The 23,090-nt window shown below is 71.7% G+C and carries 21 protein-coding genes; 13 read left to right on the forward strand and 8 right to left on the reverse strand.

What is annotated here, in order from left to right; genetic code table 11:
• Positions 1-2 precede the first annotated feature (2 nt).
• Positions 3-1,310 carry an MFS transporter gene (locus GJR97_RS09135; RefSeq protein WP_229276126.1) on the reverse strand — a complete coding sequence of 436 codons (1,308 nt, stop codon included), beginning with the start codon at positions 1,308-1,310 and terminating at the stop codon, positions 3-5.
• Positions 1,311-1,717: 407 nt separating this feature from the next.
• Between GJR97_RS09135 and tdh the strand changes: the two genes are divergently transcribed.
• From tdh to GJR97_RS09155, 4 genes are all read left to right on the forward strand, one after another.
• On the forward strand, positions 1,718-2,761 hold the full coding sequence (tdh, locus tag GJR97_RS09140; protein WP_154346147.1) for an L-threonine 3-dehydrogenase: 1,044 nt from the start codon (positions 1,718-1,720) through the stop codon (positions 2,759-2,761).
• Between the two features lie 2 nt (positions 2,762-2,763).
• On the forward strand, positions 2,764-3,957 hold the full coding sequence (locus tag GJR97_RS09145; protein WP_154346148.1) for a glycine C-acetyltransferase: 1,194 nt from the start codon (positions 2,764-2,766) through the stop codon (positions 3,955-3,957).
• A gap of 194 nt (positions 3,958-4,151) precedes the next feature.
• The gene (locus tag GJR97_RS09150; RefSeq protein WP_154346149.1) at positions 4,152-4,586 is read left to right on the forward strand and encodes an SRPBCC domain-containing protein; all 435 of its coding nucleotides are present in this window, start codon (positions 4,152-4,154) and stop codon (positions 4,584-4,586) included.
• A 54-nt stretch (positions 4,587-4,640) separates the two neighbouring features.
• Positions 4,641-5,717, forward strand: coding sequence for a LacI family DNA-binding transcriptional regulator (locus tag GJR97_RS09155; protein WP_324613323.1), 1,077 nt, complete (start codon positions 4,641-4,643; stop codon positions 5,715-5,717).
• A 217-nt stretch (positions 5,718-5,934) separates the two neighbouring features.
• Here the strand turns inward: GJR97_RS09155 and GJR97_RS09160 are convergent, their stop codons facing one another.
• The 3 genes from GJR97_RS09160 to GJR97_RS09170 all read right to left on the reverse strand — a co-directional run bounded on the left by GJR97_RS09160 (position 5,935) and on the right by GJR97_RS09170 (position 8,508).
• On the reverse strand, positions 5,935-6,696 hold the full coding sequence (locus GJR97_RS09160) for a head GIN domain-containing protein (RefSeq protein WP_154346150.1): 762 nt from the start codon (positions 6,694-6,696) through the stop codon (positions 5,935-5,937).
• Positions 6,697-6,778: 82 nt separating this feature from the next.
• Complete coding sequence (locus GJR97_RS09165; RefSeq protein WP_407643585.1) at positions 6,779-8,137, reverse strand: MATE family efflux transporter; 1,359 nt, start codon at positions 8,135-8,137, stop codon at positions 6,779-6,781.
• Positions 8,137-8,508 (reverse strand): YccF domain-containing protein, encoded by a 372-nt coding sequence (locus GJR97_RS09170; protein WP_129233653.1) that lies wholly within the window; start codon positions 8,506-8,508, stop codon positions 8,137-8,139. Before GJR97_RS09170 ends, GJR97_RS09165 begins: the two co-directional genes overlap by 1 nt.
• A gap of 99 nt (positions 8,509-8,607) precedes the next feature.
• On the opposite strand from GJR97_RS09170, the gene GJR97_RS09175 reads away from it, so the two are divergent.
• The 4 genes from GJR97_RS09175 (at position 8,608) to GJR97_RS09190 (ending at position 13,755) form a co-directional block, all read left to right on the forward strand.
• Positions 8,608-9,984, forward strand: coding sequence for a TrkH family potassium uptake protein (locus tag GJR97_RS09175; RefSeq protein ID WP_324613324.1), 1,377 nt, complete (start codon positions 8,608-8,610; stop codon positions 9,982-9,984).
• Positions 9,977-10,681 carry a potassium channel family protein gene (locus GJR97_RS09180; protein ID WP_229276131.1) on the forward strand — a complete coding sequence of 235 codons (705 nt, stop codon included), beginning with the start codon at positions 9,977-9,979 and terminating at the stop codon, positions 10,679-10,681. The genes GJR97_RS09175 and GJR97_RS09180 overlap by 8 nt, the downstream gene beginning before the upstream one ends.
• A gap of 64 nt (positions 10,682-10,745) precedes the next feature.
• Positions 10,746-12,752 (forward strand): M13 family metallopeptidase, encoded by a 2,007-nt coding sequence (locus GJR97_RS09185; RefSeq protein WP_154346151.1) that lies wholly within the window; start codon positions 10,746-10,748, stop codon positions 12,750-12,752.
• A 94-nt stretch (positions 12,753-12,846) separates the two neighbouring features.
• On the forward strand, positions 12,847-13,755 hold the full coding sequence (locus tag GJR97_RS09190) for a serine hydrolase (RefSeq protein ID WP_407643586.1): 909 nt from the start codon (positions 12,847-12,849) through the stop codon (positions 13,753-13,755).
• 34 nt (positions 13,756-13,789) lie between these two features.
• Here GJR97_RS09190 and GJR97_RS17870 read toward each other — a convergent pair whose 3' ends face one another.
• From GJR97_RS17870 to GJR97_RS09210, 4 genes are all read right to left on the reverse strand, one after another.
• Positions 13,790-14,425, reverse strand: coding sequence for a TetR/AcrR family transcriptional regulator (locus GJR97_RS17870; protein ID WP_195760650.1), 636 nt, complete (start codon positions 14,423-14,425; stop codon positions 13,790-13,792).
• A gap of 18 nt (positions 14,426-14,443) precedes the next feature.
• Positions 14,444-15,745, reverse strand: coding sequence for an ABC transporter permease (locus GJR97_RS09200; RefSeq protein WP_154346153.1), 1,302 nt, complete (start codon positions 15,743-15,745; stop codon positions 14,444-14,446).
• Positions 15,742-16,452 carry an ABC transporter ATP-binding protein gene (locus tag GJR97_RS09205; RefSeq protein WP_154346154.1) on the reverse strand — a complete coding sequence of 237 codons (711 nt, stop codon included), beginning with the start codon at positions 16,450-16,452 and terminating at the stop codon, positions 15,742-15,744. Before GJR97_RS09205 ends, GJR97_RS09200 begins: the two co-directional genes overlap by 4 nt.
• Before the next feature lie 137 nt (positions 16,453-16,589).
• Positions 16,590-17,900 carry a cyanophycinase gene (locus tag GJR97_RS09210; protein ID WP_154346155.1) on the reverse strand — a complete coding sequence of 437 codons (1,311 nt, stop codon included), beginning with the start codon at positions 17,898-17,900 and terminating at the stop codon, positions 16,590-16,592.
• A gap of 216 nt (positions 17,901-18,116) precedes the next feature.
• Between GJR97_RS09210 and GJR97_RS09215 the strand changes: the two genes are divergently transcribed.
• From GJR97_RS09215 to GJR97_RS09235, 5 genes are read left to right on the forward strand one after another with little or no spacing between them, the layout of a single operon-like run.
• Positions 18,117-19,076 carry an ABC transporter substrate-binding protein gene (locus tag GJR97_RS09215; protein ID WP_154346156.1) on the forward strand — a complete coding sequence of 320 codons (960 nt, stop codon included), beginning with the start codon at positions 18,117-18,119 and terminating at the stop codon, positions 19,074-19,076.
• Between the two features lie 38 nt (positions 19,077-19,114).
• A complete protein-coding gene (locus tag GJR97_RS09220) occupies positions 19,115-20,107 on the forward strand; it encodes an amino acid ABC transporter permease (protein WP_154346157.1) in 993 nt (330 codons plus the stop codon).
• On the forward strand, positions 20,104-20,910 hold the full coding sequence (locus GJR97_RS09225) for an amino acid ABC transporter ATP-binding protein (protein ID WP_154346158.1): 807 nt from the start codon (positions 20,104-20,106) through the stop codon (positions 20,908-20,910). Before GJR97_RS09220 ends, GJR97_RS09225 begins: the two co-directional genes overlap by 4 nt.
• Positions 20,910-22,151, forward strand: a complete 1,242-nt coding sequence (locus GJR97_RS09230; protein ID WP_154346159.1) for a M20/M25/M40 family metallo-hydrolase — start codon at positions 20,910-20,912, stop codon at positions 22,149-22,151. The genes GJR97_RS09225 and GJR97_RS09230 overlap by 1 nt, the downstream gene beginning before the upstream one ends.
• 20 nt (positions 22,152-22,171) lie before the next feature.
• Entirely contained in the window at positions 22,172-23,047 is an 876-nt protein-coding gene (locus tag GJR97_RS09235; protein WP_324613326.1) for a MurR/RpiR family transcriptional regulator, read from the forward strand.
• Positions 23,048-23,090: the final 43 nt, after the last annotated feature.

Here is a 23,090-nt window from a genome sequence, read left to right on the forward strand (position 1 = left end):
CGTCAGCCGACCCGGCGGCTCCGCTCGCGCGCCGCGGGCGCGGCGATCCCGGCCATCGCCATCAGGCCGAGGAGGACGAGCATGCCGTTGAGGATCCCGAACCGTTCGCCGAGGAACCCGATGAGCGGCGGGCCGACGAGGAACGCGCAGTAGCCGATCATCGCGACCGCCGAGACGCGGGCCGCGGCATCCGCTCGGTCGGGGACGTCGGCGGCGGCCGACATGCCGACCGGGAACGCGAGCGAGCAGCCGACGCCCCAGAGCAGCGTGCCGACGAGGAGCATCCAGGGCTCGGTGCCGAAGATGAAGAGCGAGAGCCCGACCACGCCGATGCCCGCCATGACCTGGAGCACGATCACGCGGCCGAAGCGGTCGATGAACGGTCCGCCGAGCACGCGCGCCGTCGTGATGGCGATCGTGAAGACCGTGAAGACGGCGGCACCCGTCGTCGCGTCGAGCCCGTGGCCGTCGACCACGGCGAGCGCGATCCAGTCGTTCGCGCTGCCCTCGGCGAACGACATGCCGAGCATCACCACGCCGATCAGGAGGAGGCGCACGTCGGTCCAGACCGAGAGGCTGCGCCGGATGCGGACGCCGAGCGGCTCGCGCGGCGCGCCCGTGTGCGCATCGTCGCCGAGCTCCTCGCGGACCGGCACGTACCGGACCGCGACGACGACGCCGACGGCGATGAGCGCGGCGATCGCACCGAGGTGGATCGCGGTGGCGATGCCCAGGGCGGATGCCGCGGCCGCGAGTCCGGCGCCGGCGACCGTGCCGAAGCTGAAGAACGCGTGCATGAGCGGCATGACCGTCTTGCCGAGCTCGCGTTCGGCCTCGGCGCCCTCGACGTTCATCATCACGTCGACCGCGCCGTTGCCGAAGCCGAACAGCGCGAGGCCGAGCACGATCAGCGCGACGCTCGGCACCGCCGAGCCGCCGAGGCCGACCGAGACGAGGCCGAGCGCCGCCGTGGCCAGCACGCCGATCATGCCGAGGCGCGCGCCGAAGCGCGCCATCAGCCACGGGGCCGCGACGAGGCCGAAGATGGAGGCGATCGAGCCCATGAGGATGACGAGGCCGACGCCCTGCGTGCTGAGGTCGACCGCGTCGCGGATCGCGGGGATCCGCGCGACCCAGCTGGCCAGGCCGAAGCCCGAGAGGAAGAAGATCGCGAAGATCGCGTTGCGCCACGCGACCAGTTCGCCGCGGGGTCGGCCGGATGCCGCGGCGCTCGCTTCGGCGTCGTCGGTTCCGGGTGCGTGCTGGTCCTGCTCGCTCATGGTGTCCGCGTGGTCTCGGTGCTGCGACATTACTGCCTCGTCGTCGGGGTGGCTGCTCGCCGGGATCGATGTTCCGGGATCGAATCGATTCGATTCGAATCGATTCGATGATAGACCCGACCCCGCCCGCCGTGCAACCGCGACGCCGCGCTCGCGACCGTCGACACGCCGCCGAGGGTGAAACGGGGGCTACCGGATCGGCGCATCGCCGTGTGATGATGACCGCAATCGAGGACGGACGCCACCCGAATGGGGCGCCGTCCTCGTCCACGTTTCCGGCGACGGTCCCCCGTCGCCCCGTCGCCGCCCCGCGTCATCCGCTCGCCCCGATCGTTACGATGATCGGGTCACCTCGACGCGCGCCGTGACCCTCGGCGGGCGAGCCCGGCACCCGCACACCCCGCGTGGCGCCCGTACGAAGTCAGGACACGACGCCGATGAAGGCACTCTTCAAGTCCGCGCCCGGCGCGGGACTCGAACTCGTCGACCGACCGGAACCCGAGACGGGACCGGCCGACGTCAAGATCCGCGTGCTCCGCACCGGGATCTGCGGCACCGACCTCCACATCGAGAGGTGGGACGACTGGGCCGCCTCCGAGATCCGCACTCCGCTGATCCCCGGCCACGAGTTCTACGGCGAGGTCGTCGAGGTCGGCGAACTCGTGCACGACATCGCCGTCGGCGACCGGGTCTCCGGCGAAGGGCACATCGTGTGCGGCATGTGCCGCAACTGCCGCGCCGGCCGCCGCCAGATGTGCATCCGGACCAAGGGCGTCGGCCTCCACCGCGACGGCGCGTTCGCCGAGTTCGTGGTCATGCCGGGCGAGAACGTCTGGGTGCACCACGACGACGTCGACCCCGAGGTCGGCGCGATCTTCGACCCCTTCGGCAATGCCGTGCACACCGCGCTCGCGTTCTCGCTCGTCGGCGAGGACGTGCTCGTCACCGGTTGCGGACCCATCGGCCTCATGTCGATCGCGGTCGCGCGCCACGTCGGCGCCCGGTTCATCGTCGCGAGCGACGTCTCGCCGGCCCGCCTCGAGCTGGCCATGACGATGGGGGCGGATGCCACGGTCGACGTGTCGCGCGAGCGCGTGCGCGACCTCCAGCCGCGACTGGGGATGCGGGAGGGCTTCGACGTGGGCTTCGAGATGTCGGGCTCGTCCAAGGCGCTGCCCGAGATGATCGACAACATGAACCACGGTGGCCGAATCGCGTTGCTGGGGCTGCCGAGCGAGCCGTTCGCCGTCGATTGGGGCAAGGTCGTCACCCACATGCTCACGCTCAAGGGCATCTACGGTCGCGAGATGTTCGAGACCTGGAACTCGATGAGCGCGATGCTGCAGACCAGCCCCGTGCTGCGCGAACGCGTGGCATCCATCATCAGCGACCGCTACCCGGCGCGCGAGTGGCGCGCGGGCTTCGACGCCGCCGCCTCCGGCGGGGTCGGCAAGGTCATCCTCGACTGGACGGAGGTCTGAACATGTACGGATCCGTGAAGGACCAGCTGCGCGCCGAGCTCGACGAGATCGAGGCCGCGGGCCTGACCAAGCGCGAGCGGGGCATCCACGGGCCGCAGTCCTCGGAGATCGAGGTCGCGGGGCGCACGGTGCTCAACTTCTGCGCGAACAACTACCTCGGGCTCGCCGACGACCCGCGCATCGTGGCCGCTGCGCATCGCGGCCTCGACGAGTGGGGCTACGGACTCGCGAGCGTCCGCTTCATCTGCGGCACGCAGGAGCTCCACCTCGAACTCGAGCGCGCGGTCTCCGACTTCCTCGGCTACGACGACACGATCCTCTTCTCCTCGTGCTTCGACGCCAACGGCGGCGTCTTCGAGGTGCTCTTCGGGCCCGACGACGCGATCATCTCCGACGAGCTGAACCACGCGTCGATCATCGACGGCATCCGGCTGTCGAAGGCGCAGCGCTTCCGGTACCGCAACCGCGACCTGGCCGACCTCGAGGCGAAGCTGCAGGAGGCGTCGGGCGCGCGCCGCCGCGTGATCGTCACCGACGGGGTCTTCTCGATGGACGGCTACATCGCGCCGCTGCAGGAGATTTGCGACCTCGCCGAGCGCTACGACGCGCTGGTCTTCGTCGACGACTCCCACGCCGTCGGCTTCGTCGGCGAGCACGGCCGCGGGACGCCGGAGTACTGCGGCGTCGAGGGGCGGGTCGACATCACGACCGGCACCTTCGGCAAGGCGCTCGGCGGAGCCTCCGGCGGCTACGTCGCGGCCCGGCAGGAGATCGTCGACCTGCTGCGCCAGCGCGCGCGCCCGTACCTCTTCTCGAACACGCTCGCGCCGGCGATCGTCGCCGGCACGATCGAGGCGCTCCGGCTCGTCAGCGAGTCGGGCGAGCTGCGGCAGCGGCTGACGGCGAACGCGGCGCTGTTCCGCGAGCTCATGGCGGATGCCGGGTTCGACCTGCTGCCCGGAGAGCACCCGATCGTCCCCGTCATGTTCGGCGACGCGGCGCTCACCGCGCGCATCGCCGACGCGCTGCAGGAACGCGGGGTCTACGTGACGGCGTTCTCGTACCCGGTCGTGCCGAAGGGGAAGGCGCGAATCCGCGTGCAGCTCTCGGCGGCCCATTCCGAGGACGAGGTCCGGCGGTGCGTCGCGGCGTTCGCGGCCGCGCGCGACGCGGTGCTCGCCGTCGCACCCGCCTGACCGATCGGCTCGGCGGGCGCAAGGGGGCTGTGGACTCGCTGCGGGCGGCGTAGCGTCGGTGGTGCGCCGACGCGCGATCCGCGTTCGGCGCACGGTGCCTGCGCCGTCCCACGGCCCCGCGGCCGTCGACGGCGAGGACGCGGCCGTCGACCCGACGCCGCGCGACGGGCGCCCGAGACGACAGGAGGCACGCGATGCTCGAGGACCTGGTCGTGACCTCGGCGGTCGAGGTCGATGCGACCCCCGAACGCGTCTGGGCGGTGATCACCGACCCCGCGGCGGCGCGCGAGTACATGTTCGGTACCCGGCTCGACGCCGACTGGATGGTCGGCGGCGCGCTGCGCTGGAGCGGCGAATGGGAGGGCCGTCCGTACGAGGACCACGGAACCGTGCTGGAGTTCGACCCGCCGCACCGGCTCGTGCACACGCACTTCAGCCCTCGGCGCACGAGCGGACTGGAGCCGGACGACCACCACACGCTCACGTGGACGATCGACGGCGGGGCAGATGCGCCGACGGTGCTGACGCTCTCGCAGGACAACAACGCCACGCCCGAGTCGGCGGCGCACGCGAAGCGGGTGTGGGACGGGCTCGTCGCGAAGGTCAAGGAGATCGCCGAGCGCCCCTGAGCGCCGGGTCGACCGCTTGGCCCGCTCGAATCGATTCGACCGTACAATCGAAGGGTGAGCCCCGAACCCGCAGCCACCACCGGTGCCGTCCCGCGCGTGACCCTCGCCGACGTCGCCGCGCTCGCCGGCGTGTCCGCGTCCACCGCATCGCTGGCGTTCAGCGGCTCCGGTCCGGTGTCGGATGCCACGAAGGAGCGCGTGCTCGCCGCGGCATCCGAGCTCGGCTACGCCGGCCCCGACCCGCGCGCCAGGTCGCTCCGCCGCGGCCGCTCGGGGATCGTCGGCGTCGTCCTCGAGGAGCGCGTGCGCGCCGCCTTCCTCGATCCCGTGAAGATCCAGACGCTCGACGGGCTCGCCGAGGGCATCGCGGCCCTCGGAGCCGGCCTCCTCCTCTTCACCGACTCGGGCGACCCCGACGCGCCCGTCAGCCTCGACACCGCGCCCGTCGACGCGGTCGTGCTCATCGGCTGCAGCCCCAAGTTCTTCCGCCAGGTCGAGGCGCTCCAGCGCCGCGGCATCCCGCTCGTCGCAATCGAGGGCGCCCCGGGCGGCGACATCCCCGAGATCACCATCGACAACCGCGAGGCGACGCGCCTCGGCGCCGAGCACGTGCGCTCGCTCGGCCACACGGACGTCGCGACGGTCACCCTCCCGTTCGAGCCCACGCGCACGCGCGGCGAGCTCACCCCCGAGATGGAGGCCGGGGCGACCGTCGACACCGCCGTCGAGCGACTGCGCGGCGCGCGCGACGTGTTCCCCGGCATCCGGGTCGGCGTCGCCGGCGCGAGTTCCATCGAGGAGGGACTCGAGGCGACGCGCCTGCTGCTCGCGGATGCCGCGACGCGGCCGACCGCGATCATCGCGCAGTCCGACCTCCTCGCGGCCGGTGCGATCCAGGCGGCCGAGGAGCTCGGCCTCCAGGTGCCGCGCGACCTCAGCGTGGTCGGCTTCGACGGCATCCGCGTCGACGGGCTCCAGCACGACCTGACCACGCTCGTGCAGCCGTCGGTCGCGAAGGGGCGCGCGGCGGGGGAGGCGATCGTGCGGATGCTCGCGGGCGAGGCGGCATCCGGCACCGACTTCACGAGCACGCTGCACGTCGGCGACACGACGGCGCCGCCGCGCGGCTGAGCCGGGGTGGCGCTCCCGTCGGGCGCTCGCGGGGCCCGGCCCGCCCGGCGCATGTCGGCCGGCCGCCCGAACGGGAGGAACTTCCGGACGACACGCCGCAGCCGCATCCGCCCCCGTCGACGTGTCTCGATCTCCTCCTCCCGAAGCGCACGAAGACCACGCTCCGCTGCCCATGCCGAACAGGCCGGGCGCGGCGCGTGCCGGCTCGCGGGCGCGCTCAGGACGGAGTGATCTCGCCCGATCCCGATACGGTGCTGCGGATCTCCGGACGCCCCGAATAGCGCACCGTGCCGCTGCCCGAGAGCACGACCTCGAGCGAGTCCGACGCGTCGACCGAGATCTCGCCCGAGCCCGACAGCACGACGCGAGCGCTGTCGGCGCGCAGCTGCGAGGCGTCGACGTCGCCCGACCCGTCGACCTGGATCTGGAGCTCGTCGGTCGTGCCGCTCGGGACGATCGACCCCGAGCCGCTGATCGAGGCGCGCACCGACGTCGCGTCGAGCTCGTCGGTCTCGATCCGGCCCGAGCCGCGGATCTCGAGCGCCACCTCGTCGGCATCGCCGAACTCCGCCGTCACGTCGCCCGACCCCGAGATGAGGACCGAGTCGAGCGAGGTCAGCGTGATGTCGAACACCAGGTCGCGCGCTCCGACGACGATCGGCCCGCGCTGGACGTCGATGACGAGGCGGTCGCCCTCGACGTCGGTCGTGAGGCGGTCGAGCACGTTCTCGCCGCCCGTCACGGTGAGGGACGGCGCATCGCCCAGCCGGATCGTCATGTCGCCCGCACCGCGGAGGACGACGCCCGAGGCGTCGCCGATCTCGCGCGTCTCGGTGCGGGTGTCGCCGGCCGTCACGAACGGCACGCAGGCCGTGAGCGCGACGAGCACTCCGGCCGCGAGGACGGCGGCCGCGGTGCGGGCGACCGCCCGGGTCGGAGCGTGGGCGGTGGGACCGGGCAGGACGCGACGCGCGGACATGTCTGCCTCCTTCGAACGGCGGTGCCTCGAACCTATGGGGTGCGCGTGCGACCGACCGGGCCATTGGTCACGCGGGCGCCGCTCACGCGGGGGCGCCCGTGACCATCCACGCCCGGCCGCGCGCCCGCAGCGAGAGCGTCACGGCACGCGCGGCGAGGTAGCCCAGGGCGAACGAGGCGGTCAGCGCCGCGAGCGCGGCCGCGCCGGAGACGTCGGCGCCGGAGGCATCCGCCCACCACACCACGGCGAACGCCATCGGGACGAACGCGGCCAGGTTGACCAGCCCCGTCCAGGCCAGGTAGCGGGCGTCGCCCGCACCGATCAGCACGCCGTCGAGCACGAACACGAGGCCGCCGAGGGGTGCGGACAGGCCGAGCACCACGAGCGACGGCGGCAGGAGCGCCGCGACCCCGGCCGACGAGGTGAAGACCGCGGGCAGCACCCACGCGGTCGCGATCACGAGGCCGCCGATCACCGCGCCGGCACCCACGCCCCACTCGACGCAGCGCCGGAGCACGGCGCGCACCACGTCGACGTCGCCCGCGCCGAGCCCCTTGCCGATGAGCGCCTGCGCGGCGATCGCGAGCGCGTCGAGCGCGAACCCGAGCGTGAAGTAGATCGTGATCGCCACCTGGTAGGCCGCGAGCTCGTCGCGGCCGAGCGAGGTCGCCGCCCACGTCGCGAGCAGCAGCGCCGCGCGCAGGCTCGCCGTCCGCAGGAACAGCCAACCGCCGTCGCGCGCGCCGCGCAGCACGCCCGCATGGTGCGGCCACGGGCTCGCGCCGACGCGCGCGCCATGCCGCGCGACGACGACCAGGTAGACGAGCACCATGCCCCACTGCGCGACCACGGTGCCGATCGCCGACCCCGCGATGCCCCAGCCGAAGCCGTAGATGAAGAGCGCGTTCAGCGCGATGTTCGCCGCGAACCCGATGCCGGCGACCCACAGGGGCGTGCGGGTGTCCTGCAGGCCGCGCAGCAGGCCGGTCGCCGCGAAGACGACCAGCATCGCGGGCAGGCCCGCCATCGAGATCGAGAGGTAGACGGATGCCTCGGCGGCGACCTCCGCCGACGCTCCGAAGACGCCCACGAGCCACGGGGCCGCGAACCAGCCCGCGAGGGCGAGCAGCGTGCCGAGTCCGAGCGCGAGCCAGAGGCCGTCGACGCCCGCCGCGACGGCGCCGCGTTCGTCGTTCGCGCCGAGCCGCCGCGCGACCGACGGCGTGGTCGCGTACGCGAGGAACACCATGAGGCCGACGATCGTCTGCAGCACGGCGCTCGCGAGGCCGAGGCCCGCGAGCGGCGCCGCGCCGAGGTGGCCGACCATCGCCGTGTCGGCGAGCAGGAACAGCGGCTCGGCGATGAGCGCGCCGAGCGCGGGGACGGCGAGGCGCAGGATGTCGCGGTCGACCGCCCGACGCGCGGTGATCGGGCTCGCCACTATGCGTCGACGATCTCCTTGCCCAGCGGCGCGAGCGAGACCGGGATCAGCTTGAAGTTCGCGATGCCGAGCGGGATGCCGATGATCGTGAGGCACATGACGATGCCCGTGACGAGGTGCTCGAGCGCGAGCCACCAGCCGGCGAGGAGCACCCAGATGACGTTCCCGATGAACGACCAGGCGCCCGAGGTCGGCTTCGAGACGACCTGGCGGCCGAACGGCCAGAGCGAGTAGTTCGCGATGCGGAACGACGCGACGCCCCAGGGGATCGTCACGATGAGGATGCACATGAGCAGGCCCGCGAGCATGTACCCGATCCACAGCCAGATGCCCGCGAGGATCAGCCAGACGACGTTCAGGATCGTGTTCAGCATGGCTCGATCATCGCACCGGGGCGGCGCCGGCGCGATCCGGCGGACCCTCGGAACGCCGGGGGCGCGCCGGGTCGCCGACGGGCGTATGATTCCGCGGTGACCTTCCGCGCGTCGGTCCGCGAACCGCGGCCGCACCGCTTCCGACGGGGCATCCGGCTCCACCCGGCGCAGGCCGTGGTGGTGGGGTTCGGCGCCGCCGTGATGGGCGGCACCCTGCTCCTCTGGCTCCCGCCGATGACCGTCGATCCCGGCGGGACCTCCTTCACCGACGCGCTGTTCACCGCCACCAGCGCGGTCTGCGTGACCGGACTCACGGTCGTCGACACCGAGCTGCACTGGAGCCCGCTCGGGCACTCGGTGATCCTGCTGCTGATCCAGCTCGGCGGGCTCGGCATCATGATCTTCGCCTCGCTCATCGGCCTCGTGCTCGCGCGGAAGATGAGCGTGCGCTCGCGGCTGAACACGGCGGCCGAGGCGAAGGCGGTGGGCTACGACGACGTGCGCGGCCTCGTGCGGGGCATCGTCCTCATCTCGTTCGGCATCGAGGCCGTGACGTGGCTGTTCCTGTTCCCGCGGTTCCTGTTCGGCTACGACTACCAACCGGCGGACGCCGCGTGGTACGCGCTCTTCCACTCGGTCTCGTCGTTCAACAACGCGGGCTTCGCGCTGTACACGAACAACATGATGGACTTCGTCGCAGACCCGCTCATCTGCCTGCCAATGTGCGCCGCGATCATCCTCGGCGGCCTCGGCTTCCCGGTCATCATGCAGTTGCGCAAGGAGTTCGGGCACCCGAGGTCCTGGTCGATGAACACGAAGCTCGTGCTGTGGGGCACGGTCGTGCTGCTCGTCGGCGGGTTCGCGTACCTCGCGATCGCGGAGTGGAGCAACGAGGGCACCCTCGGGCCGCTTCCCCCGGGCGCCAAGCTCCTCGCCGCGTTCTTCATGTCGACGCAGGCCCGCACGGCGGGCTTCAACAGCATCGACGTGGGCATGATGCACGACGAGAGCTGGGTCGTGATGGACGTGCTCATGTTCATCGGCGGCGGCCCGGCGGGCACCGCGGGCGGCATCAAGGTGACCACGTTCGCGGTGCTCTTCTTCATCCTGCTGACCGAGTTCCGCGGCGAGGGCGCGGTCAACATCTTCGGCAAGCGGCTCAGCCGGGCCGTGCACCGCCAGGCGATCACGGTCGCACTGGTCGCGGTCGGCGCGGTGATGACCGCGATCATCCTCCTCATGCACCTCACGAAGCTCGACCTCGACCTCGTGGCGTTCGAGGCGGTCTCGGCGTTCGCGACCGTCGGCCTCTCGACGGGCATCACGGGCGACCTGCCGCCCAGCGCCGAGGTCATCCTCGTGCTGCTCATGTTCCTGGGCCGCATCGGCCCGCTCACCCTGGGGTCGGCGATCGCCCTCCGCGATCGCCGCATCCTCTACGAACTCCCGAAGGAGAGGCCCGCCATTGGCTAGGTTCACCCTGTTCGGCGGCGCGAGCGACACGTCGCGCCGCATCGCCGAGGCGGATTCGGTCGCGGTGATCGGACTCGGCCGGTTCGGCAGCTCGCTCGCGCTCGAACTCATGGCCGGCGGCACCGAGGTCCTCGGCATCGACGCCGACGAGGAGATCGTGCAGGCACTGAACGGCCGGCTCACGCAGGTCGTCCGCGCCGACTCGACGAAGTCCGAGGTGCTGAAGCAGCTCGCCGTCGACGAGTTCGACCGGGTCGTCGTCGCGATCGGCAGCGACATCACCGCGTCGATCCTGACCAGCTCCGTCCTCCTCGGCATGAAGATCCCCGTGATCTGGGCGAAGGCCGTGACCGAGCAGCACGCCGTGATCCTCGAGCAGCTCGGCGTGCACCACGTCATCCGGCCCGAGGCCGAGATGGGGCGCCGCGTCGCCCACCTCGTGCGCGGTGCCGCGCTCGACTACATCGAGATCGAGAAGGGCTACGCGATCGTGAAGACCGCGCCGCCCTCGCGGCTGCACGGCGTCCCGCTCGGCCGGACCGCGCTCCGCAAGGAGCTCGGCGTCACGGTCGCCGCGTTCAAGCGACCCGGCGAGGAATGGCGCAACGCCGACGCCGAGACCGTGCTCGGTCCCGACGACACCGTGCTCGTCGTCGGACCGACGCGCAAGGCGGAGGGGTTCGCGCAGCTGCGCTGACGTGCGGCAGCGGTTCGCGGCGTCCGCTCAGCACCGTCGGCCGGGTGCCGCCTAGAGTGTGGGGATGAGCGATGCGACGAAGCCCAGCGGCATCATCCTCGACGAACTCGACGCCGACGTGCGTCCGCAGGACGACCTCTTCCGCCACGTCAACGGCAAGTGGATCGACCGCACCGAGATCCCCGACGACAAGGCGCGCTACGGCAGCTTCATCGTGCTCTACGAGGAGGCCGAGCAGGCGGTCCGCGAGATCGTCGAGGAAGCGCAGGCCGCCGAGCCGGGGACCGAGGCGCGCAAGGTCGGCGACCTGTACGCGTCGTTCATGAACGAGGAGCGTGCGGAGATGCTCGGCGCGACGCCGATCGCCGGACAGCTCGTCGACGCGTCGCTGCCCGGCACCGTCGCGCAGCTGCTCGAGGCGATCGGTCGCCTCGAGCGGCAGGGCGTCGGCGGCTTCGTCCAGCTCTTCGTCGACAACGACCCCGGCGACCCCGAGCGCTACCTCGTCTTCGTCGAACAGGGCGGCATCGGCCTGCCCGACGAGAGCTACTACCGCGAGGAGCGCTTCGCGCCGATCCGCGACAAGTACCTCGCCCACCTCGAGCGGATGTTCGGGCTCGCCGCACTCGACGACGGCGCCGCGCGCGCGAAGCGCGTGTTCGACCTCGAGACCGAGATCGCGAAGGCGCACTGGACCAACGTCGACTCTCGCGACAGCCAGAAGACGTACAACCTGATGCCGTGGTCGGAGGTCGCCACCGCGTCATCCGTCGACCTCGACCTCTGGCGCGACGCGATGGGCGTGCCCGACGGGGCGTTCGCCGAACTCGTCGTGCGGCAGCCCAGCTTCGTCGAGGGCGTCGGCGCGCTGATGACCGCCGACCGCCTGCCCGCGTGGCGCGACTGGCTCGCATGGCAGGTCGTCCACGGCGCTGCGCCGTACCTCGGCAAGGCCTTCGTCGAGGAGAACTTCGACTTCTACGGCCGCACGCTCACCGGTACCCCGCAGCTGCGCGAGCGCTGGAAGCGGGCGGTCTCGTTCGTCGAGGGCGCCATGGGCGAGGCCGTCGGCCGCATCTACGTGGAGCGGCACTTCCCGCCCGCGGCGAAGGAGGCCATGGACGAGCTCGTCGCGAACCTGGTCGAGGCGTACCGCGACTCGATCACCGGGCTCGACTGGATGGGCGAGGAGACCCGCGCGAAGGCGCTCGAGAAGCTCGAGAAGTTCACGCCGAAGATCGGCTACCCGGTGAAGTGGCGCGACTACTCGACGCTCGAGGTCTCCGCGGCCGACCTCGTCGCCAATGTGCGCGCGGCGGCCGAGTTCGAGTTCCAGCGCCAGCTCGGCAAGATCGGCAAGCCCCTCGACCGCGACGAGTGGTTCATGACGCCGCAGACGATCAACGCGTACTACAACCCGGGGTTCAACGAGATCGTGTTCCCCGCCGCCATCCTCCAGTTCCCGTTCTTCGACGAGAACCGCGATGCGGCGGCGAACTACGGCGCGATCGGCGCGGTCATCGGGCACGAGATCGGACACGGCTTCGACGACCAGGGCTCGCGCTTCGACGGCGACGGCCGACTGGTCGACTGGTGGACCGAGGCCGACCGCGCCGCGTTCGAGGAGCGCACGAAGACGCTCATCGAGCAGTACGACGTGCTGGTTCCGGTGCAGCTCGCCGACGGCGCCGACGCCGACGAGGGCGAGGCGGATGCCTCTGGCGCACCCGCGCACGTCAACGGCGCGCTCACGATCGGCGAGAACATCGGCGACCTCGGCGGTCTGGCGATCGCCTGGAAGGCGTACCTGCTCTCGCTTGGCAAGAAGAAGGCGCCCGTCATCGACGGGCTCACCGGCGCGCAGCGGTTCTTCCTGTCGTGGGCGCAGGCCTGGCAGATGAAGGGGCGCGACGCCGAGGTCGAGCGGCTCCTCGCCATCGATCCGCACTCGCCGAACGAATTCCGGTGCAACCAGATCGTGCGCAACATCGACGAGTTCTACACTGGCTTCGAGGTCACGCCCGATGACGAGCTCTGGCTCGACCCGGCCGATCGCGTCCGCATCTGGTAGCACCTCACCCCAGACCCCCGTCCGATCCCGTCGAGCGCACCGCGATGCCGCGGTGGGGGAGCGCGAGACCCGAACGAAAGCCGCTGTTCCTGTCGTGGTGACCTCGTCCCAGGGTTCCGAGCGCCGTGCTCGGCACGCATCCTTCCGACGAGGCCGCCACCGCGGCGACGAGCTCGCCGAGGACTTCTCGCGCGGCTTCGACTCCCTCGGCGAGCTCGCGCTCGGCGGAGTGCAGGTCTCGGCCCGGGCGACCGACCTCGCGACCGGGCGCGTGCTGTTCTCGGTCGACGACCACGTGGTGATGCCGACCGCGTCGATCGGCAAGGTCCTGCTGCTCGTCGAGGTCGCCTCGCGCCTCGGCCATGCGAGCGCCGAGGCGTTCACGGTGCTCGACCGGGCACCGCGCGACGCCGTCGGCGACTCGGGCATCTGGCAGCACCTGCAGACGCCGTCGCTGCCGATGTCCGACCTCGCGGCGCTCGTCGGCGCGACGAGCGACAACCTCGCGACGAACGTCCTGATCCGCCACGTCGGCCTCGAGTCGGTGCGCTCGCGCACCGAGGCGCTCGGGCTCACGCGGACCGCGCTGCTCGACCTCGTGCGCGACCACCGCGGGCCCGACGACGCGCCGCAGCTGTCGATCGGCTCGGCGAAGGAGCTCACGTGGCTGTTCGCGTCGCTCGCGCGCGGCGAGATCGTGAGCCCCGAGGTGTCGCAGCGCGTCGTCGGCTGGCTCTCGCTCAATGCCGACCTCTCGATGGTCGCGTCGGCGTTCGGCCTCGACCCGTTGGCGCACCGGACGCCCGACCACGGCCTGCTCCTGATGAACAAGACGGGTACCGACGGCGGCGTCCGCAGCGAGGTCGGCGTGCTCCGCGGGCCTCGCGCCGGCGTGGCCTATGCGGTGTCGATGTACTTCGCCGACACGCAGCTCGCGTCGCGCCTCGCGGTGCTCGACGGCATGCGACGGGTGGGCGCCGACCTCCTCGAGTACGTGCACTGACCCGTCGCGCGCGATACGGCGCGCCCGGGTCGCGTCACCCGAGCTTGCCGATGACGCGCCCGAGCCGCGCGGTCAGGTGCGCGGTGTCGATCGGCGGTGATGCACCGTCGGCGGCCCGTCGCGCCCAGCTGAGCCCGACGTACCGCATGAGTCCGGCGAGCAGGTGGGTGATGATCTCGGCCTGCTCGGGGAGGTCGGCGAGATCGGCCTCGTCGGCCCCGTCGCGGAGCGCGTCCTGGCGGAGGCGGAGTTCGAGGATCTGGCGGAGCTCGTCCTCGATGGCCGCGAGCCGTTCCATCTGGCGGGCGAGCAGCACCGGATTCTGCGAGACGGCGTTGATGCGGCGCACGATGAGCGCCGGGTCGGCCGGGAGCCGGTCGGGTTCGATGCGCACGAGCCCGGCGGCCTCGGCGAGCAGCGGCCCGTCGGAGACGATGAACTCGCGGGCGGCCTGCTGGTCGATGGCGGGTTCGTCGGTGCCGAGCAGGGCGGCATCCTTCGTCTTGAAGTGGTTGAAGAAGGTCCGCTGGCTGATGCCGGCGGCCTGGCAGATCATGTCGACCGTGACCTGGTCGTAGCCGTGCTCGGCGACGAGGTCGATCGCGGCGCGTTCGATCGCGGCGGTCGTCTCGGCGACGCCGCGGCGCCGCGATCCGGGTTCGGTCGACATGATCCGCCTCCTGGTCGATTACTCGTACCGTAGCGAGTCGATCGGGTCCTGGCGTGCCGCCCGGCGGGCGGGAAGCACGCCGGAGAGGAACGCGACGAGCATGATCACGACGATCACGAGGAGCACGTTGACGGGATCGAACAGCAGGATCGTCAGGCCCGGGAGGTCGGCGAGCGGCCCGGCGGCGAGTGCGGAGGAGATGACCGTGCCGAGCCCGATGGCGACTGCGGCGCCGATCGCCGACCCGAGGAATCCGATGACGACCGCTTCGAGGCTGAACAGGGAGAAGACGCGGCCGTCCGACATGCCCATCGCCTTCATCAGCCCGATCTCGCGGGTGCGCTCCTGCACGCTCATGAGCAGCGTGTTGACGATGCCGAAGGATGCCGCGAGCAGGGCGATCACGGAGAACGCGCTCAGCACGCCGATGATCCCGTTGATGACGGTCTGGATGACCCCGAGCTGGTCCTCGACGGTCTGCCCGGTGAGATCGGCGTCGGCGAGCAGCGCCTTGACGTCATCGACGTCCTGGTCGGTGACCGCGCCGTCGGGTCCCGTCCCGTCGAGGTGCGCCACCGCGAGCACGTACGCCTCGGGCTGCCCGGGGATGGCCTGCGCCTCGGTGACGGCGTCGGTCAGGCTCTCGTTGGTCCCGGCCCCGGCCGCGAACAGGCTCGTGCGGGCGATGCCGGCGACCTCCGCCTCGATCGTCTGCTCGGCCTGCGCCGCATCGGTGTAGCCGAGCTCGACGGTCTCGCCGATCGCCGATTCGGCGTCGTCGAAGCCGAGGGCCGCGACGTAGTCCTCCTGGAGGACGACCTGCGCGGCGTCCGTCCCGTTGTCGAGCTGGTCGCCGGCGACGAGGTCGCTGCGCCCGAGCGATGAGCTCGGGTTGATGTCGAGTTCGAAGCGGGCGTCCTCGTCGGCGCCGTCTGCGGCGACCCAGTCGAGGGTGATCATGCGGACGGGCTCGACCAGGTCGACGCCGTCGAGTCCGCGCATCGTCTCGAGGTCCGCGGCGTTCAGCAGCGTTCCGGAGCCGAGCGGATTGGGTTGCGTGGCCTGCTGCCGGCCGTCGGCCTCGAACGGCGTGGGCCCCTCGGTCGTCTCCGATGCGACGGCGGGGGCGACGAGGAGCGCGTCGCCGGTGCTGACGGTCGCGACCTGCGTGGCGACGTACTCGTTCACCCCGGCGCCGAGCGCGGTCGTGAGCGTGAGCGTGAACGCGCCGACGAAGAGGCTCAGCACGGTGAGCGTGGTGCGCAGCCTGCTGCGGAATGCGTTCCGGGCGGCGTTGCCGATGACGTCTGCGGTCCTCATCGTCCCGCTCCGTCCGTGATCAGGCCGTCGGCGATGGTGACGCGCCGGTCGCACCGCTCGGCGAGGTCCTCGTCGTGGGTGACGACCACGAGGGTGATCCCGCGCTCGCGCTGGAGGCCGAACAGGATGTCCTCGACCTGGGTGCCCGTGGCGGTGTCGAGGTTGCCGGTCGGTTCGTCCGCGAAGATCACGTCGGGCTCGTTCACGAGCGCGCGGGCGATGACGACGCGCTGCTTCTGGCCGCCGGAGAGGTCGTTGGCCCGGTTCCTCGCCTTGTCGGCGAGTCCCAGCGAGTCGAGCGCGGCCATGCCTCGCCGGGCCCGCTCGCGCGGGGGGACGCCGGCGACGAGGAGGGGCAGCGTGACGTTCTCGAGCACGCTCTGCTGGGCCGTGAGGAAGAACTGCTGGAACACGAAGCCGAAGCGGTCGTTGCGCAGGTGGTTGATCCGCTTCGCGGGGGCCGATGCGGCATCCTCGCCGTCGATCTCGACCGCACCGGTGGTCGGCCGGTCGAGCAGGGCGAGCAGGTGCATCAGGGTCGACTTGCCCGAACCCGACTTTCCGACGATCGCGAGGGACTCACCTCGGTGGACGTCGATCGAGACGCCCTTCAGGGCGTCGAACCGGGATTGGCCGGTCCCGTAGGTCTTGGTCAACGCCTGCGCGCTGAGTACCGGCGGGGCGCCGGGTGCGGGGGCGGAGGTCATCTCGGTTCCCTTTCACTGGTTGCAGAATCGAGTGCAGTGACTGCAACAGTGACTGAGCGAGCTGGGAAACCGCCCCGAACGCCCGCGGGCGGCGGGCGGCACGAGGTGCCATCCGCCGCCCGCGGCCCGGTCGTGCGTCAGTCGCCGGGTGCGACGACCTCGATCCGCATGACGAGGCCCGCGAAGGACACGGAGCCGGCGGGCGTGGTCCATGCCCGGGTGCCCGGCTCGCGGATCAGGGTCGTCCGGAACTGCGGCGACTCCTCGTGGCTGGTCCCGCTCCCGGCCCGCGCGCCGGACGCGACGACCTCGCGAGCGAGGTCGCGGAGCGTGTAGACGCCGCCGGCGCCCTCGAGCGAGTCCCAGACGTCGGTGCGCTCGGCGACCGGGCCGGCGGTCGGCCGGACCGCCGAGGAGCCGTCGGCCGCCATCGCGAGGCCGCGCCGGAGGTTGACCGAGTCGCCGGCGGTCGCGTAGCTCCAGCGCACGCCGGTCACGCCGCCGTCGGCTTCGCGTGCGCCGTTCAGGTCGAGCAGCGACGCTCCGTGCTCGCCGATCACGCGCCCGACGCCGGTCGCGCGGTCGAGGACGACCGCCGTCGTCTCGTCGACGCCGAGCACCAGGTCGTGGCCGGTCTCGAGGCCGAGCTCGACCGCGCGGCCCTGGCGGCCCCATGTGGTGAAGTGGCTGTCGATCTGGACGCCCTCGACGAAGCCGAAGCCGCCGGAGGGCAGGTACCCGAGCTCGGTCGGGTCGTCGAGGTATCCGGCCGTCGCGCCGTCGCGCCATGCTTCGTACGATTCGCCGCCGGTCACCATGTCGGAGCCCTGCTGGATCGCGAGGCCGGCGCTGACGCCCGCGACGACGCCGCGGTCGGCGGCCGCACGGAGCGCGGTGAGGACCGCGGTGTCGGTGCACGACTCGAACGCCTCGAGCGGTGCCGGCTCGCAGTCCTGGAGGGTCCGGACGTAGCGCATCTGGTCACCGCCGCCGAAGAAGACGCCCGTGGCATCCGCGATCTCCGCGACGACGGCGGGGTCGTCCGCGCGATCGGGACGGTACTCGTCGCCGGGGTAGTCGACGGCGGTGTCGACGGGGACGGCGTACGTCTCGGCGCCGTACCGCTGGAACAGCTCGGAGTAGTACAGGCCGTTCGCCGCCGCGTTGTTGAGCGAGGAGTCGGCCGCCTGCTCCGGCGTGCGCGCCGAGCGCGCGGCAGCGGTCACGATCGCGATGCGCGCCTTCTCGGGGCCCGCGCCGTCCGGATCGGCCAGGTCGACCACCGCCCGGAGGATCTCGGCGTTCTCGTCGAGGTTGCCCCCGATGAGGACGGCGTGCGGGGTCGATGCCGGGTCGGCGGAACCCGGTGCCGCCGACGCCGGCGGAGCGATGGTCAGTGCGAGCGCGGCGGTGGTGCAGGCCGCGATCGACAGGGGAATGCGTCGCATGGTGCCTCCTTGGAATTTCCATTACAGAATCGTTCTGGTAGTGCCGGATGCTAACGCACGATACGGGCCGGTGGAAGGGGTGCGCGCCGTTCGTCCGCCGAGCTCGTTGTGCATCCGTGATCGTTACAGCAAGAAAAATCTCTGGCATTTCTGGAACATCTGTTACATACTCGGACGCACCCCGTTCCCGCCGCAGTGACCTAGAAGGGCTCGCACATGTTCGTTCCCACTCCCAGCAAGGCCGCGCTCCTCGTCGCCGCCCTCGCCGGCGCCACGCTCCTCGCCGGCTGCAGCGCCACCGCATCGTCGGCGGACCCCGTCGCGGAGGACGATGCGGTCGAGGTCGCCGGCATCGAGATCACCGTCGACGAGGCCGCCGCCGATCTCCTCCCCGCCGAGATCGCGGAGGCCGGCGCCGTCAAGGTGGCCACCGACGCGCCGTACGCGCCGTTCGAGATGTTCATCGAGGAGGGCTCCGACGAGCTCACGGGCGTCGACGTCGACCTCGGGCACGCCATCGGCGCGAAGCTCGGCATCGACTTCGCCTTCGAGCAGCAGGCGTTCGACGGCATCATCCCCGCCCTCCAGGCCGGCAACTTCGACGTCACCATCACGGCGATGACGTCGAGCGTCGAGCGCATGGAGGTGCTCACCTTCGTCGACTACTCGGCCTCCGGCACCGGCATCCTCACCACCGCAGGCAACCCCGAGGGCATCCGGAGCTTCCTCGACCTCTGCGGCGAGAGCGTCGCCGTGCAGGGTGCGACCAGCCAGGTCGACCTCGTGAAGGAGGTCTGGCAGGGCGAGTGCGAGGCCGAGGGCCAGGGCCCGATCGAGCTCAGCGAGTTCCCGTCCGACGCCGACGCGCAGCTCGCGATCACGAGCGGCAAGGCGATCGCCTCGCTCCTCACCAAGCCCAGCGCCGGCTACGTGGCCAAGACGACGAACGACGGCGCCACGTTCGAGGTCGTCGAGGACCCGGACGCCCCGAACGGCTACGACGCGACGCTCAACGGCATCGGCGTCCTGAAGGGCGACGAGGGCCTCGCCGAGGCGATCCGGGCCGCGCTGCAGTCCCTCATCGACGACGGCACCTACGACGCCATCCTCGACCAGTACGGCGTGACCGGTATCGGCATCGACGAGGCCACGATCAACGGCGCCGCCGCCGAGTGACGCCCTCGGGCACGCTCCCAACAGAAAGCACCGACCTCATGACCGCAACGCAGCCGTCATCCACGGCGGCGCCCGAGGGACCCAGGACCCCCTCGGGCGCCCGCCCGGGCCCGATCGAAGCCGTGCCCGTCCGCCACCCGGGCCGTTGGATCGCCGCCGTCCTCGTCCTCGTCCTCGGCATCGGCGCGATCGCCTCGATCCTGCAGAACCCGAACCTCGACCTGCCCACGGTCGCGGAGTACCTGTTCAAGCCGTTGACCATCGACGGCGTGCTCATCACCATCTGGCTCACCGTGGCCTCGATGATCATGGGCGTGTTCGGCGGCATCGTGGTCGCCGTCATGCGACTCTCGGCCAACCCGGTCCTCTCCGTCGCCGCGATGCTCTTCATCTGGGTCTTCCGCGGCACCCCGCTGCTGCTCCAGCTCATCTTCTGGGGCTTCATCGGCGCCTTCATCCCGAAGATCGTCATCGGGATCCCGTTCACCTCGGTCGAGTTCTGGTCGTTCACGACGAGCGACCTCATCCCGGCGACCGTCGCCGCGCTCCTCGCCCTGGGCCTGAACGAGATGGCCTACGCCGCCGAGATCGTGCGCGCGGGCATCCAGTCCGTCGACCACGGGCAGAGCGAGGCCGCGCACTCGCTCGGCATGTCGCCCGCGAAGACCCTCCGCCGCGTCGTGCTGCCCCAGGCGATGCGCGTCATCATCCCGCCGATGGGCAACGAGACCATCACCATGCTGAAGAGCACCTCGCTCGTCGCCATCGTCGCGGGCGACGACCTCATGTCGAACATCCGCGAGGCCTACACGCAGAACTACAAGATCATCCCGCTGCTCATCGTCGCGGCGATCTGGTACCTCGCGCTCACGTCGATCCTCTCGATCCCGCAGATGTGGCTCGAGCGCCGTTACGGCCGGGGCTTCACCGGCGCCCGACCCACCATCGGGTCCCGCGTCGCCACGATCACGCAGGGCATCGCGCTGCCGACGCGACCGTCGCGCGCGTCGAAGAAGGGAGCGGAGTCATGACCGCCACGATCCCGCAGGTCGCTCCCGCGGCATCCGTCGCCGACCGCCCGATGGTCGAGGCCGTCGAGGTGCACAAGCGCTTCGGCAACCTCGAAGTCCTGAAGGGCATCACCATGTCGGTCGAGCGCGGCCAGGTGGTCTGCCTCCTCGGCCCCTCGGGTTCGGGCAAGTCCACCTTCCTCCGGTGCATCAACCACCTCGAGCAGATCGACGCAGGCATGATCCGGGTCGCCGGTGAGACCGTCGGCTACCGCGAGAAGAACGGCAGGCTCCACGAGCTCCGCGAGAGGGAGGTCGCAGCGCAGCGCCGCAAGGTCGGCATGGTCTTCCAGAGGTTCAACCTCTTCCCCCACATGACCGCGCTCGAGAACGTCATCGAGGCGCCCACCCAGGTCGCCGGGCGGTCGAAGGCGGATGCCAAGGCGCAGGCCCGGCGACTGCTCGCCCAGGTCGGACTCGCCGACAAGGCCGACACGTACCCGGCGCAGCTCTCGGGAGGTCAGCAGCAGCGCGTCGCGATCGCACGCGCCCTCGCGATGGAGCCCGAGGTCATGCTCTTCGACGAGCCCACGTCCGCGCTCGACCCGGAGCTCGTGGGCGACGTGCTCGACGTCATGCGCGGCCTCGCCGAGAGCGGCATGACGATGATCGTCGTGACCCACGAGATCGGCTTCGCCCGCGAGGTCGGCGACGTGGCGGTGTTCATGGACGGCGGGGTGGTCGTCGAGGCCGGCGACCCGACGCAGGTCCTCGTCGACCCCCGGGAGGAGCGCACCCGCGCGTTCCTCTCCAAGGTGCTCTGATGGCGCGGCTCATCACGCCGACCGACGCGGAGGCGCCGGCCGGCCGGCCGCAGGTCGCCCACCCGCCGACGTCCGCGGAACTCGTCGACGCGGCGAACGGACTCGACCGGCGCTTCCGCGACGACCTCGCCCGGATCGTCGGCATCGACTCGGGCTCCCACGATCCCGTCGGCGTGACGCGCGTCGCCGACTGGGCTGCCGGGGCCCTGCGCGGCGACGGGTTCGATGTCGAGGCGATCCCGACGCCCGACGTGGACGGCCGGCGGTACGGCCCGGTCGTCGTCGGTCGCCGGAGGGGCGCGGGCTCGGCGCGTGTGGTCCTGTTCGCCCACCTCGACACGGTCTTCCCGGCGGGCACCGCCGCCGAGCGGCCGTTCCGCGTCGTCGACGGCATCGCGAACGGCCCGGGGGTCTGCGACGATGCGGCGGGCGTCGCGGCGGCCCTCGCCGCGGCCCGCGTGCTCGACCGGCTCGCCTACGACGGATTCGGCGAGCTCCTCATCGTGTTCACCCCGGACGAGGAGGTCGGGTCGCCCGCGAGCCGCGAGATCCTCGCCGAGCTCGTCACGGGGGCGGATGCCGCGCTGTGCCTCGAGTGCGCGCGAGAGAACGGCGACCTCGTCGGCGCCCGCAAGGGCGTCGCCGACGTGCTCGTCACCGTGCGCGGCCGGGCGGCGCACTCCGGCGTCGAGCCCGAGCGCGGGGTGAACGCCGCCGTCGAGGCGGCCCGTCTCGTGCTCGACCTGCAGGCGCTGTCCGGGTCAGTGCCGGGCCTGACCCTGAACGTCGGCCGCGTCGCAGCGGGCAGCCGGGCGAACATCGTCCCCGACATCGCCGAGCTGCACCTCGAGGTCCGCTCGGTCGGTCTCGGGGAACTCGTGGCGACGCTGGACGCGATCGACGAGCGGGCACGGCGTCCGTTCGTCGACGGCGCACGCATCGAGGTCGAGCGGCTCGACGTCTGCCCACCGCTCGAGCGGGTCGCCACCGACGCGCTCGCCGAGCTCGCGCGGCGGGTCGGCGCCGACCTCGCGCTCGAGTTCGAGGTGGCCGCGACCGGCGGTGCCTCCGACGCGAACTTCGTCGCCGCGCTCGGCGTGCCGACCCTCGACGGGCTCGGCCCGGTCGGCGGCGGGGACCACGGCATCGACGAGTGGCTCGACGTCGAAGGAGCGCCTGAGCGGATCGCGCTCCTCGCCGGGCTCGTCGTCGCGATCGCCGAGGGCGGCCCGATACGGTGAGCACGGTGAAGGAGGTGGCCGTGGCAGCTGGCGAGGCACCGGTCCCGATGGCCGAGGCGATCCGCCGCGGCATGGCCGACTGCAGTCCCGCGGAGCGGAAGGTGGCGCGGGTGCTCCTGTCGTCGTACCCGTCCGCCGGATTCGAGACCGTCGCGAAGCTCGCCGCACGCGCGGGCGTGAGCGGCCCGACCGTCCTCCGGTTCGCGAATCGCCTCGGGTACCGCGGGTTCCCCGACTTCCAGCAGGCGCTCCGCGACGACCTCGACGAGCGCTCGGCGTCGCCGATCGACCTCTACGATCGACACCGCTCCGACCAGGGCGCGGACGCGGTCTCAGGACTCGAACGCGCCGCCTCGATCACCCGGGACACCCTGGACCGCACGTTCGATGCGCTCGTCCCGGGCGAGTTCGACCGGGCGGTCGACCTCCTGTGCGCACCGAGGACCCGCGTGCTCGTCGCCGGCGGTCGATTCAGCGGCCTGCTCGCGAAGGTCCTCGCCCAGCACCTCCAGCTCATCCGCACGGGGGTCGCCGCGCTGCCCGAGCACGACGCCGGGCGCATCGAGGCGGTCGCCGGGCTCCGCCGAGGCGATGTCGTGGTCCTCTTCGACTATCGGCGGTACGAGGAGCCGACGCGACGCCTCGCGGCGGCGGCGCGCGAGCGCAAGGCGTCCGTCGTGCTGTTCACGGATGCCTGGCTCTCGCCGATCGCGAGCGAGGCCGACGTCGTGCTCCCGAGCGAGACCGATTCGCCGTCACCGGCCTTCGATGCGATGACCCCCGTGCTCGCGATCGTGGAAGCCGTGATCGCCGAGTGCTCGGAGCGGCTCGGGACCGCGGCATCCGCCCGCATGCGCGAGGTCGAGGACGCCGGTCGCGAGCTCGGCCTCTACTGATCGAGCGCCCGCCCCGCCCGTCGGGAGAACCGGCCGACGGGAC

The organism is Agromyces kandeliae, assembly GCF_009674665.1.
GTDB classification, from domain to species: domain Bacteria; phylum Actinomycetota; class Actinomycetes; order Actinomycetales; family Microbacteriaceae; genus Agromyces; species Agromyces kandeliae.

Bases quoted from the DNA above. Each gene is read 5' to 3' on its own strand.
- GJR97_RS09135 (WP_229276126.1), bottom strand. From the start codon at position 1,310: ATGTCGCAGCACCGAGACCACGCGGACACCATGAGCGAGCAGGACCAG.
- tdh (WP_154346147.1), top strand. From the start codon at position 1,718: ATGAAGGCACTCTTCAAGTCCGCGCCCGGCGCGGGACTCGAACTCGTC.
- GJR97_RS09145 (WP_154346148.1), top strand. From the start codon at position 2,764: ATGTACGGATCCGTGAAGGACCAGCTGCGCGCCGAGCTCGACGAGATC.
- GJR97_RS09150 (WP_154346149.1), top strand. From the start codon at position 4,152: ATGCTCGAGGACCTGGTCGTGACCTCGGCGGTCGAGGTCGATGCGACC.
- GJR97_RS09160 (WP_154346150.1), bottom strand. From the start codon at position 6,696: ATGTCCGCGCGTCGCGTCCTGCCCGGTCCCACCGCCCACGCTCCGACC.
- GJR97_RS09185 (WP_154346151.1), top strand. From the start codon at position 10,746: ATGAGCGATGCGACGAAGCCCAGCGGCATCATCCTCGACGAACTCGAC.
- GJR97_RS17870 (WP_195760650.1), bottom strand. From the start codon at position 14,425: ATGTCGACCGAACCCGGATCGCGGCGCCGCGGCGTCGCCGAGACGACC.
- GJR97_RS09200 (WP_154346153.1), bottom strand. From the start codon at position 15,745: ATGAGGACCGCAGACGTCATCGGCAACGCCGCCCGGAACGCATTCCGC.
- GJR97_RS09205 (WP_154346154.1), bottom strand. From the start codon at position 16,452: ATGACCTCCGCCCCCGCACCCGGCGCCCCGCCGGTACTCAGCGCGCAG.
- GJR97_RS09210 (WP_154346155.1), bottom strand. From the start codon at position 17,900: ATGCGACGCATTCCCCTGTCGATCGCGGCCTGCACCACCGCCGCGCTC.
- GJR97_RS09215 (WP_154346156.1), top strand. From the start codon at position 18,117: ATGTTCGTTCCCACTCCCAGCAAGGCCGCGCTCCTCGTCGCCGCCCTC.
- GJR97_RS09220 (WP_154346157.1), top strand. From the start codon at position 19,115: ATGACCGCAACGCAGCCGTCATCCACGGCGGCGCCCGAGGGACCCAGG.
- GJR97_RS09225 (WP_154346158.1), top strand. From the start codon at position 20,104: ATGACCGCCACGATCCCGCAGGTCGCTCCCGCGGCATCCGTCGCCGAC.
- GJR97_RS09230 (WP_154346159.1), top strand. From the start codon at position 20,910: ATGGCGCGGCTCATCACGCCGACCGACGCGGAGGCGCCGGCCGGCCGG.